23 protein-coding genes are annotated in these 22,123 nt (G+C 45.6%); 14 read left to right on the top strand and 9 right to left on the bottom strand.

The features are described from left to right. Positions 1-4: 4 nt before the first annotated feature. Together GFS24_RS08395 and GFS24_RS08390 are read right to left on the bottom strand one after the other, a co-directional pair. Positions 5-2,737 carry a TonB-dependent receptor gene (locus tag GFS24_RS08395; protein WP_153659123.1) on the bottom strand — a complete coding sequence of 911 codons (2,733 nt, stop codon included), beginning with the start codon at positions 2,735-2,737 and terminating at the stop codon, positions 5-7. 100 nt (positions 2,738-2,837) lie between these two features. After that, on the bottom strand, positions 2,838-3,719 hold the full coding sequence (locus GFS24_RS08390; protein ID WP_153659122.1) for a LytTR family DNA-binding domain-containing protein: 882 nt from the start codon (positions 3,717-3,719) through the stop codon (positions 2,838-2,840). 163 nt (positions 3,720-3,882) lie between these two features. Between GFS24_RS08390 and GFS24_RS08385 the strand changes: the two genes are divergently transcribed. Further along, positions 3,883-4,305, top strand: a complete 423-nt coding sequence (locus GFS24_RS08385) for an Rnase Y domain-containing protein (RefSeq protein ID WP_216647373.1) — start codon at positions 3,883-3,885, stop codon at positions 4,303-4,305. An 87-nt stretch (positions 4,306-4,392) separates the two neighbouring features. Further along, positions 4,393-5,160: a DUF4846 domain-containing protein gene (locus tag GFS24_RS08380; RefSeq protein ID WP_216647372.1), complete on the top strand. Its 768-nt coding sequence runs from the start codon at positions 4,393-4,395 to the stop codon at positions 5,158-5,160. Between the two features lie 95 nt (positions 5,161-5,255). Here the strand turns inward: GFS24_RS08380 and GFS24_RS08375 are convergent, their stop codons facing one another. After that, positions 5,256-5,459: a cold-shock protein gene (locus GFS24_RS08375; RefSeq protein ID WP_074237919.1), complete on the bottom strand. Its 204-nt coding sequence runs from the start codon at positions 5,457-5,459 to the stop codon at positions 5,256-5,258. Between the two features lie 197 nt (positions 5,460-5,656). On the opposite strand from GFS24_RS08375, the gene GFS24_RS08370 reads away from it, so the two are divergent. From GFS24_RS08370 to GFS24_RS08330, 9 genes are all read left to right on the top strand, one after another. Further along, the gene (locus GFS24_RS08370) at positions 5,657-6,496 is read left to right on the top strand and encodes a S1 RNA-binding domain-containing protein (RefSeq protein ID WP_153659120.1); all 840 of its coding nucleotides are present in this window, start codon (positions 5,657-5,659) and stop codon (positions 6,494-6,496) included. A gap of 23 nt (positions 6,497-6,519) precedes the next feature. Continuing rightward, positions 6,520-6,900 carry an SRPBCC domain-containing protein gene (locus GFS24_RS08365; RefSeq protein ID WP_153659119.1) on the top strand — a complete coding sequence of 127 codons (381 nt, stop codon included), beginning with the start codon at positions 6,520-6,522 and terminating at the stop codon, positions 6,898-6,900. Then, positions 6,897-7,376, top strand: coding sequence for a hypothetical protein (locus GFS24_RS08360; protein ID WP_153659118.1), 480 nt, complete (start codon positions 6,897-6,899; stop codon positions 7,374-7,376). Before GFS24_RS08365 ends, GFS24_RS08360 begins: the two co-directional genes overlap by 4 nt. A 180-nt stretch (positions 7,377-7,556) precedes the next feature. Continuing rightward, on the top strand, positions 7,557-8,468 hold the full coding sequence (locus tag GFS24_RS08355; RefSeq protein WP_173003014.1) for an AraC family transcriptional regulator: 912 nt from the start codon (positions 7,557-7,559) through the stop codon (positions 8,466-8,468). Positions 8,469-8,482: 14 nt separating this feature from the next. Next, positions 8,483-9,313 (top strand): metallophosphoesterase, encoded by an 831-nt coding sequence (locus GFS24_RS08350; RefSeq protein WP_153659116.1) that lies wholly within the window; start codon positions 8,483-8,485, stop codon positions 9,311-9,313. Then, positions 9,310-10,188: an SAM-dependent methyltransferase gene (locus GFS24_RS08345; protein WP_153659115.1), complete on the top strand. Its 879-nt coding sequence runs from the start codon at positions 9,310-9,312 to the stop codon at positions 10,186-10,188. Before GFS24_RS08350 ends, GFS24_RS08345 begins: the two co-directional genes overlap by 4 nt. 73 nt (positions 10,189-10,261) lie before the next feature. Continuing rightward, entirely contained in the window at positions 10,262-12,382 is a 2,121-nt protein-coding gene (locus GFS24_RS08340) for a TIM-barrel domain-containing protein (protein WP_173003013.1), read from the top strand. A 17-nt stretch (positions 12,383-12,399) separates the two neighbouring features. Further along, on the top strand, positions 12,400-13,056 hold the full coding sequence (locus GFS24_RS08335) for a hypothetical protein (protein ID WP_153659113.1): 657 nt from the start codon (positions 12,400-12,402) through the stop codon (positions 13,054-13,056). Between the two features lie 62 nt (positions 13,057-13,118). Next, positions 13,119-14,645, top strand: a complete 1,527-nt coding sequence (locus tag GFS24_RS08330) for a S10 family peptidase (RefSeq protein WP_153659112.1) — start codon at positions 13,119-13,121, stop codon at positions 14,643-14,645. Positions 14,646-14,941: 296 nt separating this feature from the next. On the opposite strand, the gene dinB is transcribed toward GFS24_RS08330, so the two are convergent. Further along, the gene (dinB, locus tag GFS24_RS08325) at positions 14,942-16,033 is read right to left on the bottom strand and encodes a DNA polymerase IV (RefSeq protein ID WP_153659111.1); all 1,092 of its coding nucleotides are present in this window, start codon (positions 16,031-16,033) and stop codon (positions 14,942-14,944) included. 26 nt (positions 16,034-16,059) lie between these two features. On the opposite strand from dinB, the gene GFS24_RS08320 reads away from it, so the two are divergent. Continuing rightward, positions 16,060-16,443 (top strand): helix-turn-helix domain-containing protein, encoded by a 384-nt coding sequence (locus GFS24_RS08320; RefSeq protein ID WP_153659110.1) that lies wholly within the window; start codon positions 16,060-16,062, stop codon positions 16,441-16,443. On the opposite strand, the gene GFS24_RS08315 is transcribed toward GFS24_RS08320, so the two are convergent. Next, entirely contained in the window at positions 16,444-16,758 is a 315-nt protein-coding gene (locus tag GFS24_RS08315; protein WP_153659109.1) for a hypothetical protein, read from the bottom strand. 53 nt (positions 16,759-16,811) lie between these two features. Next, on the bottom strand, positions 16,812-17,471 hold the full coding sequence (locus tag GFS24_RS08310) for a DUF1080 domain-containing protein (protein ID WP_153659108.1): 660 nt from the start codon (positions 17,469-17,471) through the stop codon (positions 16,812-16,814). A gap of 110 nt (positions 17,472-17,581) precedes the next feature. Here GFS24_RS08310 and GFS24_RS08305 point away from each other — a divergent pair, with 110 nt between their 5' ends. After that, positions 17,582-18,094 (top strand): DUF4251 domain-containing protein, encoded by a 513-nt coding sequence (locus GFS24_RS08305; protein WP_153659107.1) that lies wholly within the window; start codon positions 17,582-17,584, stop codon positions 18,092-18,094. 255 nt (positions 18,095-18,349) lie between these two features. Here GFS24_RS08305 and GFS24_RS08300 read toward each other — a convergent pair whose 3' ends face one another. Continuing rightward, entirely contained in the window at positions 18,350-19,489 is a 1,140-nt protein-coding gene (locus tag GFS24_RS08300; protein ID WP_153659106.1) for a DUF2341 domain-containing protein, read from the bottom strand. An 86-nt stretch (positions 19,490-19,575) separates the two neighbouring features. On the opposite strand from GFS24_RS08300, the gene GFS24_RS08295 reads away from it, so the two are divergent. Next, entirely contained in the window at positions 19,576-20,067 is a 492-nt protein-coding gene (locus tag GFS24_RS08295; protein ID WP_153659105.1) for an outer membrane beta-barrel protein, read from the top strand. A 76-nt stretch (positions 20,068-20,143) separates the two neighbouring features. Here GFS24_RS08295 and GFS24_RS08290 read toward each other — a convergent pair whose 3' ends face one another. Together GFS24_RS08290 and GFS24_RS08285 are read right to left on the bottom strand one after the other, a co-directional pair. Next, a complete protein-coding gene (locus GFS24_RS08290; protein WP_153659104.1) occupies positions 20,144-20,836 on the bottom strand; it encodes a DsbA family oxidoreductase in 693 nt (230 codons plus the stop codon). 34 nt (positions 20,837-20,870) lie between these two features. Beyond that, positions 20,871-22,079: an FAD-binding oxidoreductase gene (locus tag GFS24_RS08285; protein WP_153659103.1), complete on the bottom strand. Its 1,209-nt coding sequence runs from the start codon at positions 22,077-22,079 to the stop codon at positions 20,871-20,873. Positions 22,080-22,123: the final 44 nt, after the last annotated feature.

Below are 22,123 nucleotides of genomic sequence, written 5' to 3'. Positions count from 1 at the left end.
GTTTTTAGAATACGTTATAAGCAAATGTGACATAATACACGCCTCCAATGGCAGGGCTGCCGAACCCTGTATAGTAATATGTATTGGTGAGGTTGGTAGCGCCTATTTTGATCCTTGAGTGCGCTTTGATCAGTTTATAACTGAATTGTGCGTCCAGCACCACATTGGCAGGAATAGTACCGCTGCCGAAACCGATTGAATAGAAGTAAGCCGGCTTATAACGCAGGCTGGTATTAAAAGAGAGCTTCTGTTGTTTGCCGAATCCGCTGTTGCCGAATTCCACATTGAATTTCCAGTTCGGGGTGTTGAAATTATTGATCTGACTATTATTCCTGTTCTTTAAGAAGTCTGAAGAGAAGTTCGCCTTTGCACCAAAGTTACGGGAAAGATCAACGCTTACACTGGCAGCATAACCATAAGTATTGACTGTTTCTGCGCCGTTGTAGGCAATGTTATAGGCAATGTACTTGCTCCTGTCCTTAAAGGCCGTTACATCGGCTGTACCAGGGGTGTTGGCTACATTCACATACCCGATGAAATTCTTCCAGGTGGAATAATAACCCAGTACATCTATGAGTACCCTGTTGGCGATCAGGGCAGCATAACCCAGTTCAAATGCATCCACCGACTGCGGTTTTATATCACTCAGCTGGAATTTTTGCAGTTTGGAAGGGTCATTGGTCTGCTGGTATTCATTTACACTGGTTAAGGTGTAAGCAGGGTATTTATCAAATGCATATTCCCCGTAAAGTAGCCTGGCAGAGCCGCCGGAGGCAAAGCTGTTGTAATCCACCAGGGTACTTTGCAGGGATTGGATATTGGATGGGAAACTATAAGCATTCTGATAAGAGAACCGGAGGAAGTTTTCCTTTGCTACTTCCACCACGCCGGAAAGGCGGGAGGTGATCCGTGGTTTGTCGAACAGTGTATTTTTATCGTAGCGGAAGGCGGCGCCTAATTTCAGTTTATTCAGCTTTTTGGCGAGATGTGCATAGGCGCTGTATTCTGCTACATCTATCGGCCCGTCTGTATCCGGGAAGAGCGTGCCTTTGGAATCCAGGCGGAACAGGCGGTAGTTGATCCCGGCAATCACATCCACTACTTTAATAAAATGGGACAGGTTGTACTGGAACTCTGCATTATACAATTTGCTCCTGTCCTGGAAGAGTGTGCCGCCTTGTGAGGTGGGGATGCGGGAGATACTGTCTTTTAAACGGTTAAATTGGTTGCTGCCTGCAGCTGGCCTGCCCTGGTCAGCAAAATTCCTGGCGGTAAGGTGTGCATCATTCAAAGTACTTCCTGTGGCGAGGGCTTGCAGTAATGCACCGGTATATTGAGGATACCAGCCGTCCATCGTGGAAGGATCGAAGCTGGGTTTCCAGGCTTCATTCAGTAACTGGGCCGTAGGACTGGCAATGATAGTATTGCCGGAGTTTTCCTGGGTGGTGTAAGCCCTGAGGAACCAATGTTCTGCTTTCAGTTCCGCCCGGTATTGCCCCAACCGGAAATTGGTCAGGGCATAACGGGTATCATTACTGTATACGGAATTGCCTTTCCCGTATGTGCCGGAAATGATGGCTTCCAGTTTGGGCCTTATTTTATAGCGTACTTCTGCATTGAGCTTTAAGAGTTTGGCTTCATCGCTGAGGTAACCATATTCTGCGTAGCCGGTGCGGGATACATAGTTAGAAGGTTTTGCCAGCAGCGGGTCTATGATGGGGGCCAGGGAAGGATCTCCGTCCCGGGCGGCCTGCAGAAAGGGATTGATATCTACGGAGGTTTTGCTGCCGTAGGAGTTCACCCCGTTGTAATTGGGATCCGTATACCTGGAGCCGGGACCATTGGTGTTGGCCGTATCATTCGCCATCCATTCTTTGGCCATGGTGTATTGCAGGTTGAACTTAAAGGCCAGTTTCTCATTCACTTTTTTTGCCCAGCGGAGGGTCCAGTCGTAATATGGTTGCGGGCCCATGGGATCATTGCCTTTACCTTTTTTAATATGGTTCACACCCTGGGTGATCTGTACACTGAGCCCCTGGTATTTGAAAGGATCTTTGCCGGTCATTACCAGTGTACCGTTCAGCCCGCGGGAGCCATAAAGTGCAGAAGAGGCGCCGGATAATACTTCCAGGTTGTCTACATCCAGTTCTGTTAAACCAATGGAAGCGCCCAGGGGGAAGTTGAGACCGGGTGCCGAGTTGTCCATTCCATCTACGATCTGGGTGAAATTGGTATTGCCGCTGGTATTGAAACCGCGGGTGGTGATGGTCGTAAAGGTGAGGCTGGACGTGGTGATATCTACACCCTTTAGTCCCTGGAGCATGTTGTAATAATTCGTCTGGGCAGAATTGATGATGTCCTTATTGTCGATCCTTTCAATAGTTACCGGCGATTCTATTTTTCGCTGCACATTCCTGCTGGCGGATACCACCACCTCCGTTCCAAGGATGGTGGTGGGCGTCAATTCAATTTGCAAGGGTTTGGCATCGGATATTTCAATTTCTTTTGTCTTAAATCCCAGGGAAGAAAAGACCAGGGTAAGGGGGAAACCTGTTTTTGTTGTAAAACGGAAGTGACCCTGGTCGTTCGAATAATCCCCGTTAGGGGTGTTTTTTGCCATCACGGAAACTGCCGGGATAACTTCTTTGGTAACGCTGTTCCGGATAGTTCCGGAGATCACCTGTTGTGCTTGCAACGATGTGAACGACAACATAAAGAGTAACATCAGTTTATACATGGGCAGGGAAATTGTGGTAAGGCGATATTAGGCAAATAGGGGGTATTGCCCTGCGTTCAGCGGGCCTTTGGGGTGAAGGAGGGAGTCTGCGGGGTGAAAATCAGCCAGCCGGGGTGAACCGGTGCACGAAATCAGAGAGATAAGAAGTGGATACCGGGATGGTTACATCCTCTAATCCGTCGATCAGCAGATAATGTCCTTTTGCATTCTTCTTAAAAAGGATCACGCGGGATAAGTTCACCATATAAGAACGGTGGGAACGGGTAAAGCCTAAACCGGAAAGCTGGGGTTCCAGTTTTTTGAGAGAGTTCCGTACGAGTTCTTTTTTAACAACCGTTCCGTTGAGGTAGAAAATATGGACGTAGTTATCTTCTGCTTTTAATAATAATAAATTGGAAGGTTGCAGGGTGAGGGTGAGTTTGTCATATTCATCCCGGATGTGGAGAACTGTTTCTTTATTTTCTTCCGTGCGGCTTTTTAACTCATTCACTTTTTCCCGGGCATAGAACCATCCTGTTGCCATAGAGTAGGGAAGAGCTAATACGCCGAAAGCATATTTCAGTGTGTCCATATATTCCAGCCAGGAATATTGGAGGTAGTCGTGTATGGAAACATTTACAACATTTACGATGATAGCGATGAGCATGGCCTCTCCGAGGAACCAGGCCATGAATTGTATATTGGTGAGTGGTTTGCTGCCTTTTAAGCGGATCAGTCCGAATTGGGAGATGGTTAAACCTGCAATGCCGCAGAGGGAGAAAATACCAAAAACACTCGTAACGGTTTGCGGGCCGCCTTCATACCATTGGTTCATGTTGAAGGGGGAGAAGATGTACATGAAAAGGAAGCTGAATCCTCCACAGAACAGGATCAGGGAGATGCGGTTCTTAACTGGCGCGAGTAAATTGCAGGGTAATTTAAGCCAGGTCAATAACAATGATCCCGTTAATTCTTTTACGGGTAGCGTAAGCGTATGTTTCATAACATAATTGGTTGACGGGATTAAGTTAGCCTTTTTTTTCAAATTGCATATCGCAGATCGGAGATTGTATTAAGTGGAAATAACACTTTGTTCGAATTAACAAAAATGATTTGGTAGCATTTTATTGAGGAATTACATTCGTTGGAATTAAAATTTTTGTGGTATGGACGGATTGTTATCCCAGGAAATTTTTGCAAGGTTTGATGCGATGGATGCTAAGTTCGAGGCCAGGTTCGCAGCGATGGATGCTAAGTTTGAGGCAATGGATGCTAAGTTTGATGTGGTGTTTGAAGCGCTGAAAATGATCGTGAATCGTTTGGGTCGAATCGAAGACCGTTTGGATCGGGTTGAAAGCCGTTTGGATCGAATTGAAGAACGTTTAGATCAGGTTGAAAGCCGTTTGGATCGAATTGAAGAACGTTTGGATCGGGTTGAAAGTCGTTTGGATCGAGTTGAAGAACGTTTAGATCGAATCGAAAACCGGTTAGATGTGTTGGAAAACCACGTAGAGGTCATTAAACTGGATATCGAACGGATCGCGGATTGGGTTCCTTTCAGAACTCCTCCTTTGAAGAAATTAAATTAGCACATGCACATAAAAACCTTGCCGGAACCTTCTGCAAGGTTTTTATGGAAAAACAGCACAAATGCATCTGGACGTAAAACTGTTCCCTTGAAATACATCCTTATTGCATCCCTGTTCTTCACACACTCCCTCCCCGCACAAACAGTGCAGGACCTCCCTTTACCATCCGGTTACTCCCGGCTCCCGCAAACAGCAGGAACCTTCGGTGCCTGGTTAAGAAAAGTTACCCTTAAAAAGGACAATACCGTCTATCTCTACAACGGTGATAAAAAAACAAACCAGTCCGCACAATTTGCCGTACTGGACATCTCTGTAGGAAAGAAAGACCTGCAGCAATGTGCCGATGCCGTGATGCGTTTATATGCAGAATACCGCTATGCCAACCGGGAACTCAACCACATAACTTTCAAAGCAACAGACGGCAGCGTAATGGATTACGCCGGCTGGGCAAAAGGAGATCGTTTTGCATTGCGCAATGGAAGATTAAAGAGGAGCCGGACAGCAACACCAGCAGAAAACAGGGCTGTTTTTACACAATACCTGGAATTCGTGTTCTCGTATGCCGGTACTTTATCCCTCAGCCGGGAATTACAGCCAGTAACCGACATACAACCCGGAGACGTATATATTCAGGGAGGTTCCCCCGGTCATGCCGTAATTGTGATGGATGTAGCCGTCAATAAAGCCGGAAAGAAGATCTTCCTGCTGGCCCAGAGTTATATGCCCGCCCAGGACATCCATATCCTCAGAAACCCTGTTTCAGGAAGCAGCCCCTGGTATGAAGCCGCCGGCAGCGGAGACCTCCTCACCCCGGAATGGACTTTCAGCAGAGGAGATCTGAAACGGTTCAAGTGATATAGCAACGGCTAAGTAGCGTAACTAACCTGGTATCAAGCCAATAAAAAAGGGCTGGTCAAACGACCAGCCCTGTAAAACGATATTAAGCAAGCTTAATCAATACGTCTAACATTTACAGCATTCATGCCTTTTCTTCCTTCCTGCAATTCGAACTCTACGCGGTCATCTTGCTGAATCTCGTGAACGAGACCATTTACGTGTACAAAAGTTTCTTTAGAAGATTCATCATGTTTGATGAAGCCAAAACCTTTTGTCTCATTGAAGAACTTTACAGTTCCGGTGAATTTTTGTTCCATTTGTGTATTGTATTATAAAAATATGGTTGCGAAGATAATACTATTATTTTATTACACCTAATTAACCACTCGTTAATAATAAAGGTATACTGATGATTATTTGTTTATGAATATGCAAATATAGAATATGTGCCATTTTACGCCATTTTGGTCGATATTTTTTGTTGTACCTTCGTCAAAATTATACAGAAAAAAGCATGGTAAACATCGGCGCATACAACAAATTGAAGGTGAAAAAGGAAACGGATTTCGGGGTATTTATGGACGGTGGCGATGACCTGGAGATCCTTCTTCCCAAAAGATATGTGCCGAAAGGAACCCGGGTAGATGATGAGATAGAAGTATTCCTTTACCATGACTCTGAAAACCGCCTGATTGCCACAACAGACAGGCCATACGGCGTAGCAGGAGATATCGTAAACCTCAAAGCAGTAGATATCACGCTCCAGGGCGCCTTCCTGGACTGGGGCCTCATGAAAGACCTCTTCGTTCCCCTTTCACAGCAGATCAGCAAAATGCGCGCAGGCCAGGAGTACCTGGTGAAGATCTACATAGATGAAATGACAGGCCGCGTTGCCGCCACAGAAAAAATAGACCAGTACCTCAGCAATGAAACACTCACCGTAAAAGAGAAGGACGTAGTAGACCTGATCATTTACCGTCGCTCCGACATCGGTTTTGTGACCATCATCAATAAACTGCATACCGGCGTCCTGCATTTTGCGGACCAGTTCAAACCGTATGATATCGGAGATAAACTGAAGGGGTTTGTAAAAGCCATTAAATCTGAAAACAGGATAGATGTGGTACCCGGTCAGGCTGGTTTTAAAAAGGTGGAAGACGAATCCAGCAAGATCCTCCGCCTGTTGCATGAAAACAACGGTTATCTTCCTTACCATGATAAATCAGATCCTGAAGAGATCGTTGCCTTCTTTGGCATGAGCAAAAAAACCTTCAAGATGACCACGGGTACTTTATACAAACAACAAAAGATCGCCTTTACAAAAACGGGCATCCAGCTGATAGCAGAAGCATAATTTTTTAGGTAGATTTGCGGCATATGAAGGATTACAAAAAGCATTATATTATTACGGCGCCTCCTGAAGATGTATACCTGGCGCTTACACTTCCAGCCACTATCCAGTTATGGACGGGCGAAGAAGCCGAAATGAGCACAGAACCCGGTTCTGAATTCTCCTTATGGGAAGGCAGCATCTACGGTAAGAACCTGGAATTTGAAAAAGGACGGAAGATCGTACAGCAATGGTATTTTGAGCAGGAAGAACCTTCTATCGTTACCATCATCTTACATCCTCATAAGAAAGGAACTTCCGCAGAGTTGAAACACACCAACATTCCTGATGAAGATTATGACAATATCGTGGAAGGCTGGAATGAAGCATACTTTGGCGGCCTGATAGATTTTTACGAAGGAGAATGAAAACGGCTACCATTACGGAATTAAAAAAGGAGTTAGGCAGCCTCCCACCAGCAGAACTGGTGGAGCTGTGCCTGCGCCTCGCCAAATTCAAGAAGGACAGCAAGGAACTGTTAACCTACCTGCTGTTTGAAGCACATAGCCTGGATGGTTATATCACTTCCGTTAAGGAGTATATCAGTCTTGAATTTGACGGTCTTACTACTTCCCATTTATACCACGCAAAAAAGACCCTGCGTAAAATATTGCGCTTCACCACCAAACACATCCGGTTCACCGGATCCAAACAGGCGGAGATAGAATTACTGCTTTTCTTTTGTGAAAAGATGCGCCGCTCCGGCCTGCAGATCGATTATAGTGTACAATTGAGCAACCTCTACACGCAACAACTCCGCAAGATAGAAAAGGCCATTGAGGCCCAGCATGAAGACCTCCAGTTTGATTACCGCAAACAACTGGATGCTTTATCTTTTATGTAATTCAGAAAATACTACTGACATAAGGCTGTCATACCCCCATCGTTCCTTTGAATGCTTTTCAATGCATTTAAAAAATGATAACCGGCATTGGTCACCAAAGCGGCTGGCACTTTGAAAATCAACGTATATGGGGATTTTTAGGGTTTTGCCGTACTGAAGTCAATGCCTAAATTTGAATTTATGAGTAATACCATGCGGCCTGAAATTTTGTATATAGATGACAGAGGCGCAGAAGCGCACATCACGATGATGGAGCTCCAATGGAAGAATGCTCATGTATTCAGCACCCAAAGCCGGCAGAAAAAGCCCGTCCGTTATGTGGAACAGGTGAACAAACCTACTGTAGGCATGTATTTCTCCCTGGAAGGTGTTAGCGGGGCTTATCCTTCAGACGGAGAATCGATGCGGCTTACTTCCAATCAGCATGTGATGGGTTATCAACCACACTTTGATGGTTATTACCTCATTGAAGCGCCTTTCAATCACAACTTAGGAATAGAATTGGAACAGCCATTCTTTGAACGGCTGCTCTCCAATGAACTGGATTGTCTGCAACGGTTTGCCGATAAAATGCACAAAGGGCAAGCCGTAGGCCTGTCCCCTTATCCGTTACCTATTTCCTCCCGGCAGAAAGCCATCCTGTTAGACCTGTTCAACTGTAATTACAGCGGCCATATGCAGGAACTCTATTTTGAGGCCAGGATCATGGAACTCTTCCTGCTGCAGGCAGAACAGGCGGAAAGTTATATGGGCAGGAAACCCCTCCTTATTAAACCGGCAGATGTAGATAAACTGCATAACGCCCGGCAGTTCGTTAAACTGAATATGTTTGAGTCTATCAGCCTGCAACAGGTGGCCAGGGCCGCAGGGCTGAATGATTTTAAACTGAAAAAGGGCTTTAAGGAACTCTTCGGCACTACCGTGTTCGGGTACCTGAATGAACTGAAAATGAACCATGCCAAACGCCTCCTGCTGGATGGAGGTATCACGATTGGAGACCTGGCCTTTGACCTTGGGTACAGCGAAGCGCAGAATTTTACAAAAGCCTTTAAAAGACATTTCGGATATCCTCCCGGGGAATTAAAAAGTTAATTAACTTTAATTCTATGCTTACCCGGAGAAACTTCCTCAAAAACACGATAAAAGGCATCGTTCTGATCGGTGCCGGTAATACCCTGCAATCTTTTGCTGCTGACAGTTTTATCCTGCCTGACAGGAAAAAGGTGAAACTTCGTTTTGCCCTGGCGTCAGACGGGCATTTTGGTGAGGCCAAGACCACCTATTTTGACAACCATAAAAGGATGGTGCAGTGGCTCAATAAAGAACAAAGCCGCCGCGGAATAGATTTCTCTGTGATCAATGGAGACCTGTTCCATAATGATCCTAAACTCCTGCCAGAAGTGAAATCTACCTGGGACCAGTTGTCTATGCCCTATTATGTATCACATGGCAATCATGACATGGTAGAGGAGGAAACCTGGCAGCAGGCCTTTGGCATGGCCTGGCATCATGCTTTTGAAGTAGAAGATACCGCTTTCCTGATATTGAATACAGCAGATATCACAGGCAAATACATCTGCCCGGACCTTAGCTGGACCAAAGAACAACTCCAGAAATACCAGCATAAAAAACAACTTTTCGTATTCATGCACATCACCCCTGTAAAGTGGACGGAGCATGGTATTGATTGCCCGGAACTGGTAGAGATGTTCTCTGCACAACAAAACCTGAAAGGGGTGTTCCATGGCCACGATCATATAGAAGATGGCATGAAGGAAAAGAATGGCAAACATTATTTCTGGGATGCACATATAGCCGGTAGCTGGGGCACGCCTTACTATGGCTACAGGATCGTGGAAATACTGGAAAGTGGCGAAGTGTTGAGTTACCAGGTGAATCCTAACGTAAAACAGCCCGTTAACAACACCAAAATATGAAAGCAACCGCAGCCAGTAAAACGGCGCAATACATGGCCTTATTCCGTGCACTGGAATACGTCCGTCCCGCTTACCAACGTTTGTTTACAGACCCTTATGCTTTTTCCTTCCTGAGCGGTGGTCTTAAAATGGCTACCCGTTTATCAGGCATTCCTTTTGTCCGTAATACCATTCGTGGTATTATTCAACGAAAGATCCCCGGCGCTTATTCCTCCGGCCTTGCCCGTACCCGTTATATAGATGATCTGCTGGAAAGTACCGTCCGGCAGGGCGTGCAGCAGGTGATCATCCTGGGTGCAGGATTTGATACACGCGGGGTACGTTTGCCTTTCCTGCAGCAACTGAAAGTAATAGAAGTAGATCATCCCAATACCGCCAGGGAAAAGATGGCTGTCATTGCCCGGTGCTTAGGCAAACTGCCGGAAAACATCACCTATTACCAGCTGGATTTTAACGTGCAAACGCTGGATGCTTTCTCTTTTGATTTCAGTATACCCACCACTATTATCTGGGAAGGAGTCACCAATTACCTGGATGCAACAGCTATCGATGCCACCTTTGCTTTTGCATCCCGCTTTGCGCCCGGTTCCTTTGTGATCTTCACCTATGTACATAAAGGGGTTTTAAATACCCCGGAACAATTCTTCGGCGCAGAAAAACTGCTGAAAGACCTGGAGCAGATAGAAGAACGCTGGACCTTTGGTTTTGAACCGGAGCAATTACCCGCCTATCTTGCAAAATACCACCTGCAATTAAAAGAAGACCTTGGTGCGGCAGATTACCGCCGGCAGTACATGCCGGAAAGAGCAGAAAAAGGATATGAGTTCTACAGGGTGGCCATGGCAGCCAACAGTATTTTACCGTTTCATACCTGAATCTTGACAAAACATAGGTTTCGTGGAATTTCTTGCTAACTTTTGCCTCATTGTTTCCACGAATATGAAAATTATGTTCAGATCATTTGTCCTCCTGGTATGCCTGTGTTTATCCATAGGTAGTGTACATGCACAATTGCAATGGAAAGAAATAGAGCCGGGTATCTGGAAAGCTACAGCCGGTGTGCCGGAGAAGATCACCTTGCTGAGTGTGGCTAATGCCACACCCGCCAAAAGTTCCCTGCAGCAATTACCAACTGCAAAATTCCCCCTCGAAAAAAATGAGATCACAAGCAGGATCGTGGATGGAAAAGTGTACCTGAAGTTCCCACTGGTAAAAGAAGAGGAATTATTCGGCCTTGGCCTGAACTTTAAAACCGTGAGCCAGCGCGGCCGAGTGAGTCAACTGCACATGGACCATTACGGCGGAAAGGATGATGGCCGCAGTCATGCGCCGGTACCTTTTTACGTGTCTTCCCGCGGATATGGCGTACTGATCGATGCTGCCCGTTATATTACCGTATATGCAGGTACCGCTGTGCGGGTGGATACAAAGAACCCTCCGGAACTGATGGACCGTAACACCAATAAGAACTGGGATTCCTCTCCTTATTCAGATGCCGTAGAGATCCTGGTGCCAGCTTCCGGTGTAGATATTTATATTTTCGGTGGCCCCACGACCATGAATGCCGTACAGCGATATAATCTTTTCAATGGTGGAGGATACCTGCCTCCCAAATGGGGCCTGGGTTTTACGCAACGGGTACCTACTTTATATTCTCAAAGTGATATCCTCCGGGAAGCGTCAGAATTTGAAGCACATAATTTCCCGCTGGATTTTATTGGTGTGGAACCGGGATGGCATTCCATGTCTTACCCCTGCACCTTTGAATGGGACCCTACACGTTTCCCTGATCCAAAAGGTTTTATCAGCAGCCTGCTGCAGAAAGGGATCAGGGCCAACCTCTGGCTGAACCCTTATGTATCACCGAAGAGTTCGCTCTATCCAAAGGTGAAAGCCTTGTCTGGTTCTCATACCGTGTGGAATGGTATCGTAACAGATTTTACCATTCCTGAAGCAAGGAATATCTTCAAAGAGCATTTTATCAAAAACCATATATCCCTTGGCGTTAGCGGTTATAAAATGGATGAGAACGATGGGTATGATAAATGGTTATGGCCTGATGTGGCTACTTTCCCTTCCGGTACTTCTGCAGAACAGATGCGCCAGATCTATGGCCTGCAAATGCAGAAGATGACGGATGAATGGTATCGTGAGCAAAACCAGCGTACCTATGGACTGGTGCGGGCTTCCAATGCAGGTGCCAGCAACCTGCCCTATGTGATCTACAATGATTATTATTCCCATCCTGATTTCATTACGGCATTGGTGAACAGCAGCTTCATAGGGGTGTTGTGGACGCCGGAAGTACGTGCTTCCAAGTCTGCGGAAGAGTGGGTGAGAAGGATGCAGTCAGTTTGTTTTTCTCCGATGGCTATGTTGAATGCATGGGCGGATGGTACCAAACCATGGTCATTCCCTGAAGTGGAAAAAGCAGTGCAGGAAGTAGCCACTTTGCGGATGCGCCTGCTGCCTTACATTTATTCCACCTTTGCACAATATCATTTTGAAGGTAAACCACCTTTCCGTTCCATGAACCTGGTGGATGGTTTTGCTTATACACCACAGGAAACCGGCGGTAAGCTGGATGCTACATTGAATCCTTATGAGGCCAAAACACGGTCTGATCTGAAAGACCAGTACATGATGGGTGATAACATATTGGTAGCGCCCGTATTTGCCGGAGAGAAGAGCCGCAAGGTATACCTGCCTGCAGGCAAATGGTATGATTTCTATACCGGTAAACTTGCGGGGGAGAATGAAGTGATCACCATACAGGCAGAGCTGGAGAAAATCCCTTTATTCGTACGGGATGGAGGACTGATCCCTATGATCCCTGCCCGCAGGCAGGCGCCGAAAGCAGGAGATGTGTTGCCGCTGGAAGTGAGGGTATATGGCACAACGCCGGGTACATTTACTTTGTATGATGATGATGGTACCACTTTCAATTTTGAGAAAGGAGCGTACGCAAAAGTTACACTCACCAGCACTAATAAAACTATGAGCGCTCCTGCAAGTGGTAAACCATTCGGTTATGATAAGAAGGTGACCTGGACATTTATGACGAAGTAATAGTATCTTGGTGATCTATGAAATTAATGATATCCCTGCTGGGCATCCTGCTATTGGCCGGATGTCAGCCTAAAGAGAAGAGACTGGATACCGATTTTGAAGGAAAGATCATCTATAAGATGTTCGATTTGGAAACACACGGTCTGGATAGTGCAAAAGCGGCACTTTTCAGAAAGAATGCCAAAATGGATTCGATGATCAGTTATTTTGATGAAGGTAGTTTTTTCTCTCTTATGGAAGGAAATCCAACTGAATATCAATATTTCAATCCTCATACAAATCAGCTTTATTTCAAAGCAAGAAATAATGATTCCTTACAGGTCACAAACGCAGAAAAAGAACTGCCTGGGCAGGCTCCGCTGCTGGATGTTTCACATGAGCTGAATACAGATACGATCTTAGGGTATGCATGTAATAAGCTGACTTTGAAACTTAAGGATGAAACGAGAATATATCTGTATTCACCCCAATTTGCTACGAACCCGGAATGGTACCAGCATACTAAGGCATTTAATCATGATGTTGTGTACAAGCAGATGAAGGCCTATTTTTTGTCCATGCGGTGTGAATACCTGACTTTTTCTTTCACATTACGTGCAACAGGCATATTCCCGGGTAAAGTACCTGCCGGCACCTTTCCCAAAGTAGAAAATCTGCCGCAGATCCGGTTTTAACTACCATCCCCAGCTATCACAAAAAATCGGATATTTTCATAGGAAATAGCTATGTTTAAAATATGAAAATCATCCTAACTGCAGCCTTATTGCTCGGCTGTACCAGCCTATACGCTCAGAAAGCCCCCGCCAAAGACTCTGCTGACGGGAAGTTCTATTCAAAAGGAGCTACTGACCGTACCCTCAATATTGACGCTGGCGTCACCACTTCTCACCAGGTAACCATCAAGGGCCAGGTAGTGCCTTACAAAGTAACTGCCGGTACATTACCTGTATGGGATGACGATGGAAAGCCCATTGCCGGCATCTTCTATACTTATTTCGAAAGATCAAATGTAGCAGACCGTGCTGCCCGCCCGCTGGTATTTTCCTTTAATGGTGGTCCCGGCACTGCTTCCGTATGGATGCAGATCGGTTACACCGGCCCGCGTATCCTGAAAATAGACGATGAAGGATATCCCATACAACCTTATGGCCTGAAGGACAATGCGCATTCTATCCTGGACGTGGCAGATATCGTGTACATAGACCCCGTGAATACCGGCTTTTCAAGGATGGCCAATAAAGATGTGCAAGGCAGTAAGTTCTTTGGTGTGAACCAGGATGTGAAATACCTCGCAGAATGGATCAATACTTTCATTACCCGTTATAAACGCTGGGCTTCTCCCAAATACCTGGTAGGCGAAAGTTATGGCACTACCCGTGTATCCGGCCTCGCACTGGAATTGCAAAATGCCCAGTGGATCTATGTGAACGGCGTGGTACTGGTATCTCCTACAGACTTAGGCATTGAAAGGGATGGCCCTATGAGTGCTGCGCTCCGTCTTCCTTATTATGCAGCTACCGCATGGTATCATAAAGCCCTGCCGGCAGATCTGCAACAGAAAGACCTGCCTGCCATGTTAGCGGAAGTGGAAGCATTTACCATTAAAGATTATATCCCTGCACTGGCAGAAGGTGGTTTTATCAGCGATGCCCGCAGGAAAGAGATAGCAGCTAAAGTAGCCCGTTACGCCGGTATTTCAGAGAAAGCTGTGTTGCAAAATAACCTGGATATCCCCACCGGTTTCTTCTGGAAGGAATTACTGCGGGATCGTGGTTATACCGTAGGCCGGCTGGATTCCCGCTACCTGGGCATTGACCGTAAAGATGCAGGGCAGAATGTGGATTTCAATGCGGAATTAACTTCCTGGCTGCATTCCTTCACGCCCGCTATTAATATCTACCTGAGAGAGGAGTTGAATTATAAAACAGACCTGAAGTATTATATGTTCGGGCCAGTGTTTCCATGGGATAATACCGGCAACAGAACAGGAGAGAACCTGCGGCAGGCCATGGCGCAGAATCCTTACCTGCATGTGCTGATCCAGAGTGGTTATTACGATGGCGCCTGCGATTATTTCAATGCGAAATACAGCATGTGGCAGATGGACCCGAGTGGTAAGCTGAAAGATCGTTTATCCTGGGAAGGCTACCGCAGCGGACATATGATGTACCTGCGTAAAGATGATCTGGCCACCAGTAATGAACATTTGAGGGAGTTTATTCAGAAGTCTACTCCCAAAGCGGGGCAGGCTGCAAAATATTAGTTGGAAGAACGGCGCTTAATATAGGCGCCGTTTTTTTTTATGTAGCCAGCTGATGTTTTTTAATTGGGCAACCGTTGCGTCGCACGCTTGTACATTGGGATCGCAACTGAGCCGTCGGGGGAGATGGCCTTTACCAGGCTGCAACATGAAAAAACCGGGCTTACATTAGCGCCGTTTTTTTTATGTTAAATAGAATTTGCAGATCGGCCATGGTTGCTTCATCCATGCTTCATCCTAGCTTCGTGTTGCACGCCAGAGCGGGTTTAAGCTACTTTGAAGCTAGGATGAAGCATGGATTAGAACAAACTTAACTGTCCCGTTTCCGGCGGATGCTCCTCTCCAAAATTAGATAATGTGATACCCAGCAACCGGATCTTCTTATCTTCCGGTTCCGTTTTCAGTAATAACTGCTTCGCAATAGCTGCAATGGTAGGCAGATCATTGATCCCTTGCGGCAGCGAATGGTTCCGCGTGATCTGTTTAAAATCGCTGTATTTGATCTTCAGCGTAACCGTTCTGCCTTTCAGTTGATATTTCTCTAACCTGGCAGCTACCGTTATGGCTATCTTATCCAATTCAGCATTCATTTCTTCAATCTCTGTAAGGTCGTAAGCAAAAGTATCTTCTGCTCCTACAGATTTAGTTTCCCGGTGTGGCTCCACGGCTCTGTCATCAATCCCTCTTACGATCTTATAGTAGAAGCGGCCGGATTTCCCGAAGTGTTGTACCAGTTCATTCTCTGTCAGCCGCTTGAGGTCCTTGCCGGTGAACAGGTTCATGCCCTTCATTTTATCCGCCGTTACTTTTCCTACGCCAAAGAATTTCTCTACCGGTAAATTCTCCATGAAGGATTCCACTTGTGAAGGTGCAATGAAAGTAAGGCCATCCGGTTTTTGCATATCCGAAGCGATCTTGGCTACGAACTTATTGACGGATACACCGGCAGAAGCCGTGAGTTGTAATTCATCCCTGATGGCCTGTTTGATCTGTTGTGCAATGGCGATAGCAGAGCCGATGTTTTGTTTGTCTTCTGTAACATCCAGGTAGGCTTCATCGAGGGAGAGCGGTTCAATGAGATCAGTATACCGGGAAAAGATCTCGCGGACATGTTGGGATACTTCTCTGTACGCTGCAAAACGTGGTCTGACGAAGATGAGGTCCGCACATAACTGCATGGCCCTTTTGGAAGGCATGGCAGAACGCACGCCAAACTTCCTGGCTTCATAACTGCAAGTGGCCACCACGCCACCTCTTCCTTCCGGAGAACCGCCTACAGCAATAGGTTTGCCGCGATATTCCGGATTGTCGCGCTGCTCTACAGAAGCATAGAATGCATCCATATCAATGTGAATGATTTTGCGCAGCACGGACATGGTTGCAATATACATATCGTATCTTTGATAAAACGGGAACAATGATAAAGAAAAGCAAGGACGAGATAGTGGAAGAAACCTGTTCAGTGGATTATGCTTTCCAGCGCATTGGCGGAAAATACAAAGGGCGCCTTATCTGGGCATTGAAAGATAAGGTGATGAGATACGGTGAACTGAAGAGATACGTGAAAGGAGTGACGCCTAAAATGCTTACACAGGCCCTGCGGGAATTAGAGGAGGATGGACTGGTCCAAAGGATGGTTTATCCGGAAGTACTTCCCCGGGTTGAATATCTTCTCACCGGGGAAGGTAAAGAGCTGGTACCTTTCATTGAGCTGCTGAGTGACTGGGCAGAAAAACAAATGCAAAAACGCGGAATTCCTGCTATGTCCGCCACTGCGGCGCCCATGAAAAAGGCGATGTAGCTACCGGGACTGGTAACGTGGCATCACCAGTAATTTAACGACGGTGTGGGCTACTGCGGATAATACCAGTACCACCACAATAATGAGCCAGCGTTTTACTGGTGTGTCAAAAACATCAATAACGTCTGATTCTCCTTTTCCTGCAAAAAGCACCGCCATGGTAAAGGCCAATGCTCCGCAGATCCAGAGCGTGAGGTGAGACCAAAAGTATTTGGTCTTGTTGTAACCATTCTTACCGAATGAAGTGAATAGCAATAATACATGGGCAATAAAAAATGCAGCAGCCCCAATAGCTAACAATGTGAATGGAGTCATAGTGTACAGTGTTTTTGGATATGATACATATAAATATATTAAATTTCCTGACGCTACAAAACCTTTATGTCTATCCTGCGGTAATAAATATCCGCTCCTTCACTCTGAATAGCTATTTTTCCTGATCTTATACTGGCATCTTCCGCTTCATTTACCACTACGCCATTTACAATATGTGTACACTTTCCTTTGCGTGATATCACCTCTACACGGTTCCATTCTCCGGTAGGTTTTTCAGCATCCTTTTTCTTTACGATGTGGGTGTTTGGGGTAGCAGGGGAGCGAACGCCATCTATCACAGCGGTTACACTGTCTATCAGCCAGAAATCACCGCAATCTTTTTCCTGGATCTGGCATTCAACGGCACGTGGCCAAACTTTGTCTTCGCCCACGGTATGGTATAACAAACCATTATCCCTTACCACCTTTTCCCTGGGTGGCCATTTGTTGGCGCCCCATTTGAATTCCACTACCAGGTGGAAATCACTATAGGTTTTGTCTGTGGCGATATAACCGAACTCTTTACCGGTTATATACAGCATACCATCCTGTACGGAAAATACCTTGTCCACGTCGTTATCCTTTCCTTTTGATTTGATGAAAGAATACCAACCATTTAGATCTTTTCCGTTAAATAAAGGTTTAAAATCCTGTGCGTTAGCGCCCATGAAAAACAGGATCAAAATTGATAACAAGGTGCTCTTTTTGTACATAAAGTGGAATTTTAACAATCAGTTGTATAAAATAGGGAATATTTGGGAATGCATGAAACATTTATGGCCTGCGTTTTGTTCTATAAGGTTAAAAGTATAAATCCAATCACATGAAGTACATCAAAACTATACCGGTACTGCTGCTACTTTTAATCCTGGGGGGCGGCTCATTTGCCCAGACCAGTGCAAAACCTAAAGAATCCGAAAAAGCAAAGAAGATAAAAGAACTGATCAGCAACCGGAACTATGTGTTCCAGGCGCAAACTGTTTTTCCTATGTCAGGGCGTACCAGGCAGATAACAGGAGAGGGGTATGATGTGACTGTTTCCAAAGACACGGTGAATTCTTATCTCCCTTATTTCGGGCGTGCTTATTCTGCACCTATTGATCCATCAAAGAGTGGCCTTCAGTTCATTTCCAAAAATTTTGAATATACCGAGGCACCAGGTAAGAAAGGCGGATGGGATATTACCATCAAACCAAAGGATATCCAGGATGTGCAGCAATTGTTCTTATCTGTTTCAACAGACGGATATGCATCTTTGCAGGTGACCAGCACCAACAGGCAGGCCATTTCTTTCAATGGCACGATCGTGGAAAAGCGGGTGAGGAAGAAAAAATAGTTAAATACTTAATGAATAGCTAATGCCGGGTTTCGATCCGGCATTTTTTTATGTTAATTGAAATACTCTTCAGTGACCCTTCTGGGGCTCGAACCAAAGAGCTACTGATTAAGAGTCAGTAGCTCTAATAACTCGCTGGCTATATAGCAGACTGCCAGCCTATCATTGGGCTGGCAGCATGTGGCATAGATTTAGATTTTGGTTGTGCCTTCAGACGGCAACCGTTTGTATAATTTACGCAAAAAATCTCATATGTTAATGCCTTTTCTGTGTTTTTCCAAACATTAGCAAAGCAGATCCTTCCCGCTGACTTTCATAATCCAGCTTTATCCAATGTTCATTCTTCGCTACATTTAATACCCTCGCTTCATCCAGTACCCCATCCCAAAAACGGCCACCTTTATCCGGAAACTGACTTTGATTCCCGATCCCTACCGGATGATCATCAGATTTCCATTCTACGTCAAATTTCTCCACTTTGTCCAGCACACCATTTACATAGAGTTTTACGTAAGGAAAATCGTGCACGCCGGTAATATGGAACCATTTTCCGGTCACCATATCCGTTTTGCCTACCACGCAGAGATCTCCTTTTGGTTGTTGCTCTACACAGATCTCTATCAGTTCTGCCGCTGGTTTATGCCAGTACCTTGGGCCAAACTTTTGTAAACGCCAGGAGTTATCTCCTTTCGCAAACATCGTTTCATAACCAGGCCCCACCCGTTTCGCCTCATCGCCCACATTGGCATAACTGCGGGCTTTTGCCCAGATGGAAAAGGTGATCTGCCTGGTAAGGTCAAAGAGTTTGCGTTTTTCGGTATCTACTTTGATCCATTGTTTATCCGGATAATTGAAGAATTGGGCTTTGCCAATGATGCCATCTGTTAAAGCCCCCGGCCGCATATTTACACCGGTAGCATCTGCTGCATTATCAGTCGCGTCCTTATAACCTTCCGGTAAAGTATTGCCTGGTTCACTCAAATGCCATACACCAACAAAACCATCTCTGCCGGAGAAGATCTCCTTTGTATGATCTTCATCGTTGGCACGTGTATTGCCCCAATGCATATAGATGGTTTGTGTGGCATTGTTTCCCTTTATAAGCGGCACCTTTACCCACACCAGTGCTTTTTTGTGTACAGGGTCCCACCATTCAATGCTATGCGGGAGAAAGTCCCTGCCATTGGAAAAACGGATATCCGCACCATTGGCTTTTGCCTGGCTGAAATCGAAATTCTTTACAGTGAGGGTAATAGCAAGCGGGAAGTCTTTTACATCACCGGTTACGTTGGCGCCGTTGGGAGAAGTGTTTAACCTGATCTCTTTATAATATTGCCAGGAATCTAAATCCTGCGCAGTAAAATAGACTAATACGGATAATAACAGGTGTTTCATTAATTGGAAGATACAATTTTATTTAGGGCGTGTTGTAAATAAATAATACATTCGTAATCAATAACATAACCTCCAAATATCCTCAAATGAAAAACAGATTCTCTCTGATCGCATTACTGCTGATATGCAGTTTTGCAAGCCATGCACAATTAAAACGTTTCAGTATTGGCCCTTATGTTGAAGCAGGTTTCCCTGTGGGCAATTTCAGTGAAACCCATAACACAGGATACGGTGTGGGACTTGGTGCAGATATCAAACTGATAAAAGGTTTTGGTGTAACGGGTTCCATCGGGTACATGCGTTTTGGCGGACAAAGGGACGCACTAAACAACAAATATTCTGCTGTTTCTGCAGTACCGGTGAGGCTTGGGATCAAGTACCAGCTGGTGTCCATCCTTTATGTGAAACTGGAAAGTGGGGCCTCTACTTATACAGGAGATGACTCAGGCGCGGCTTTTATCCTTGCGCCGTCTATAGGTATCCGTTTATTGGGATTGGATGTGATGGCCAAGTATGAAACCTGGATCAAAGATGGTAACATCGGCTTCTTTGGATTGAAGGCCGGGTATAATTTCTAATAAATTAAAAAAGCCTTCTAAAAGGCTTTTTTAATTTTATACGTTACAGGCGCGGTGATATTATCGCCGGCTTCACTTATACATCGCAGGAACCGTCGTCACAGGCAGCACCTTTGTCGCCGGTCTGTATCAGTTCTGCAGGGTTTGCTTCTTCCCATACCTTTTGCAGCGTCTGTGTGAATGCCGTTACTGGTTGTGCGCCAGATACAGCATATTTGCGGTCAAATACAAAGAAAGGAACGCCACGGATACCCAGTGATTGCGCTTCTGCTTCATCTTTCCTTACTTCATTCGTATACGCATCACTGTTCAGCACCGCTGTTGCATCCAGTCCAAGTTCTGCGGCTATGGCCAGCAGGGCCTCTTTGTTGCTGATATGTTTGCCTTCCATGAAATAAGCCGCAAACAAACGTTCTTCCATTTCATCCTGTTTGCCATGCAGTGCAGCAAACTGGATCAGGCGGTGGGCATCAAATGTATTGGTAGGAATTACTTTGTCGAAGTTAAAAGCAAGACCAGCATTTGTACCGGATGCTGCCACCCGTTCTGTATTCTCTATTGCCTGCTCACGGGACATGCCGTATTTGCGGGCCAGCAATTCATATTGGTCTTCTTTATTATCCTTCGGAGCATTCGGGTCCAGTTCAAAATTATGCCAGGTCACTTGTACATCATTCTTGTGAGGGAATTGTTCCAGTGCCGCTTCCAGGTGTCTTTTTCCAATGTAGCAGAACGGGCATGCCACATCAGACCAGATATCGATCTTCATACACATCAATTTTAAGGGTACAAATTTACGCTTTTTATCCCTTATAGCGGTTAAAGGAGAAGATGTCCGCATCCGGGTGCTGTTTGCCCCTGATCTGATCACAAACGATCTCTGCAGCTATCTGGCTGAAAGTGATGCCGTTACCGCCAAAACCCAGTGCAAAGAAGGTATTCGGCATTTTAGCATAAGGGCCTATATAAGGAAGCCCATCCTGTGTGGTACCGAAAGTACCCGTCCAGGTAAATTCAGGCGCAAAAGGGATATGAGGAAAGTGTTTGGAAAAATCCTGTTGTAACTGCTTTGCTTTTGAGGGCAACAGTTTATCTCTTTTAATGGGGTTATAGAATTTTTCATCCCTGCCGCCCACAATAACGCGATGTTCCGGTGTGGTACGCATATAGAGGTAAGGATCTTTCGTTTCCCAGATCAGGCAATCCTCGTACCATAACGGCCCTTTTTCGTGATGTTCACTGGCTACAGCATAGGTAGCGTGCAGATCTACTATTTTGGCAGGAAGGTATTGCAGTGTTTCATACCCGGTGGCTATTACAAGATGATCCGCCTGTACCGTATAACCTTGTGCGGTAGTAAGCTTAACACCCTTTTTAAGAAAACTGATATCCTGTACCAATGTTCTGTCATACACCTGTGCCCCTTTTTTCAGATTGTACTGATGCAGGGCATGTGTTAAACGATAAGCATCTGTTTGTGCGGCGGTGCGGGAATAAATGGCCCCCGGCGAATCCAGTCCTACCAGGTCTTTGAGTTTGGCCGGGTCCCAGAACATTACATCCAGCCCCATTTCTTTCCTTGCTTTGTATTCTGCTTCCAGTTTAGGGAGGTCTTTTTTGAAAGAGGCCAGGTATAAACTGTGTTTCCGTTCAAAAGGAGCATCATCTACTCTTTTGCAGATCTTCTCCAGTTTATCAATAGATCTGGCGCATAGTTCATAAGCTCTTTGTGCGTGTGCTGCGCCAACTTTCTCTTTTAATTCCGTGAGGGGTACATCTATTTCATATTGCAGGAGGGAAGTGCTGGCGCCGGTACTGCCTAATCCCACAGTACGGGCATCTAATACCACACATGCGATCCCTGCTCTTACCAGTGCATGTGCCATTAAAGCCCCCGAAATTCCTCCCCCAATTACTGCCACAGGCGTACGAAGATCACCTTCCAGTTTGGGGTAATTAAAAGGCAGGCCATGCCGGACAAGAGAGTATGGATATCCTGAATGTAAATCCATCTGTTAAATGTTTACTTTGTGTTTGTTCAATAACGGACAACTAT

Source organism: Chitinophaga sp. SYP-B3965 (assembly GCF_009647655.1).
Lineage (GTDB): Bacteria > Bacteroidota > Bacteroidia > Chitinophagales > Chitinophagaceae > Chitinophaga.
Note: the sequence above shows the minus strand (reverse complement) of the source record. Positions and strands in the feature narration are given on the sequence as shown.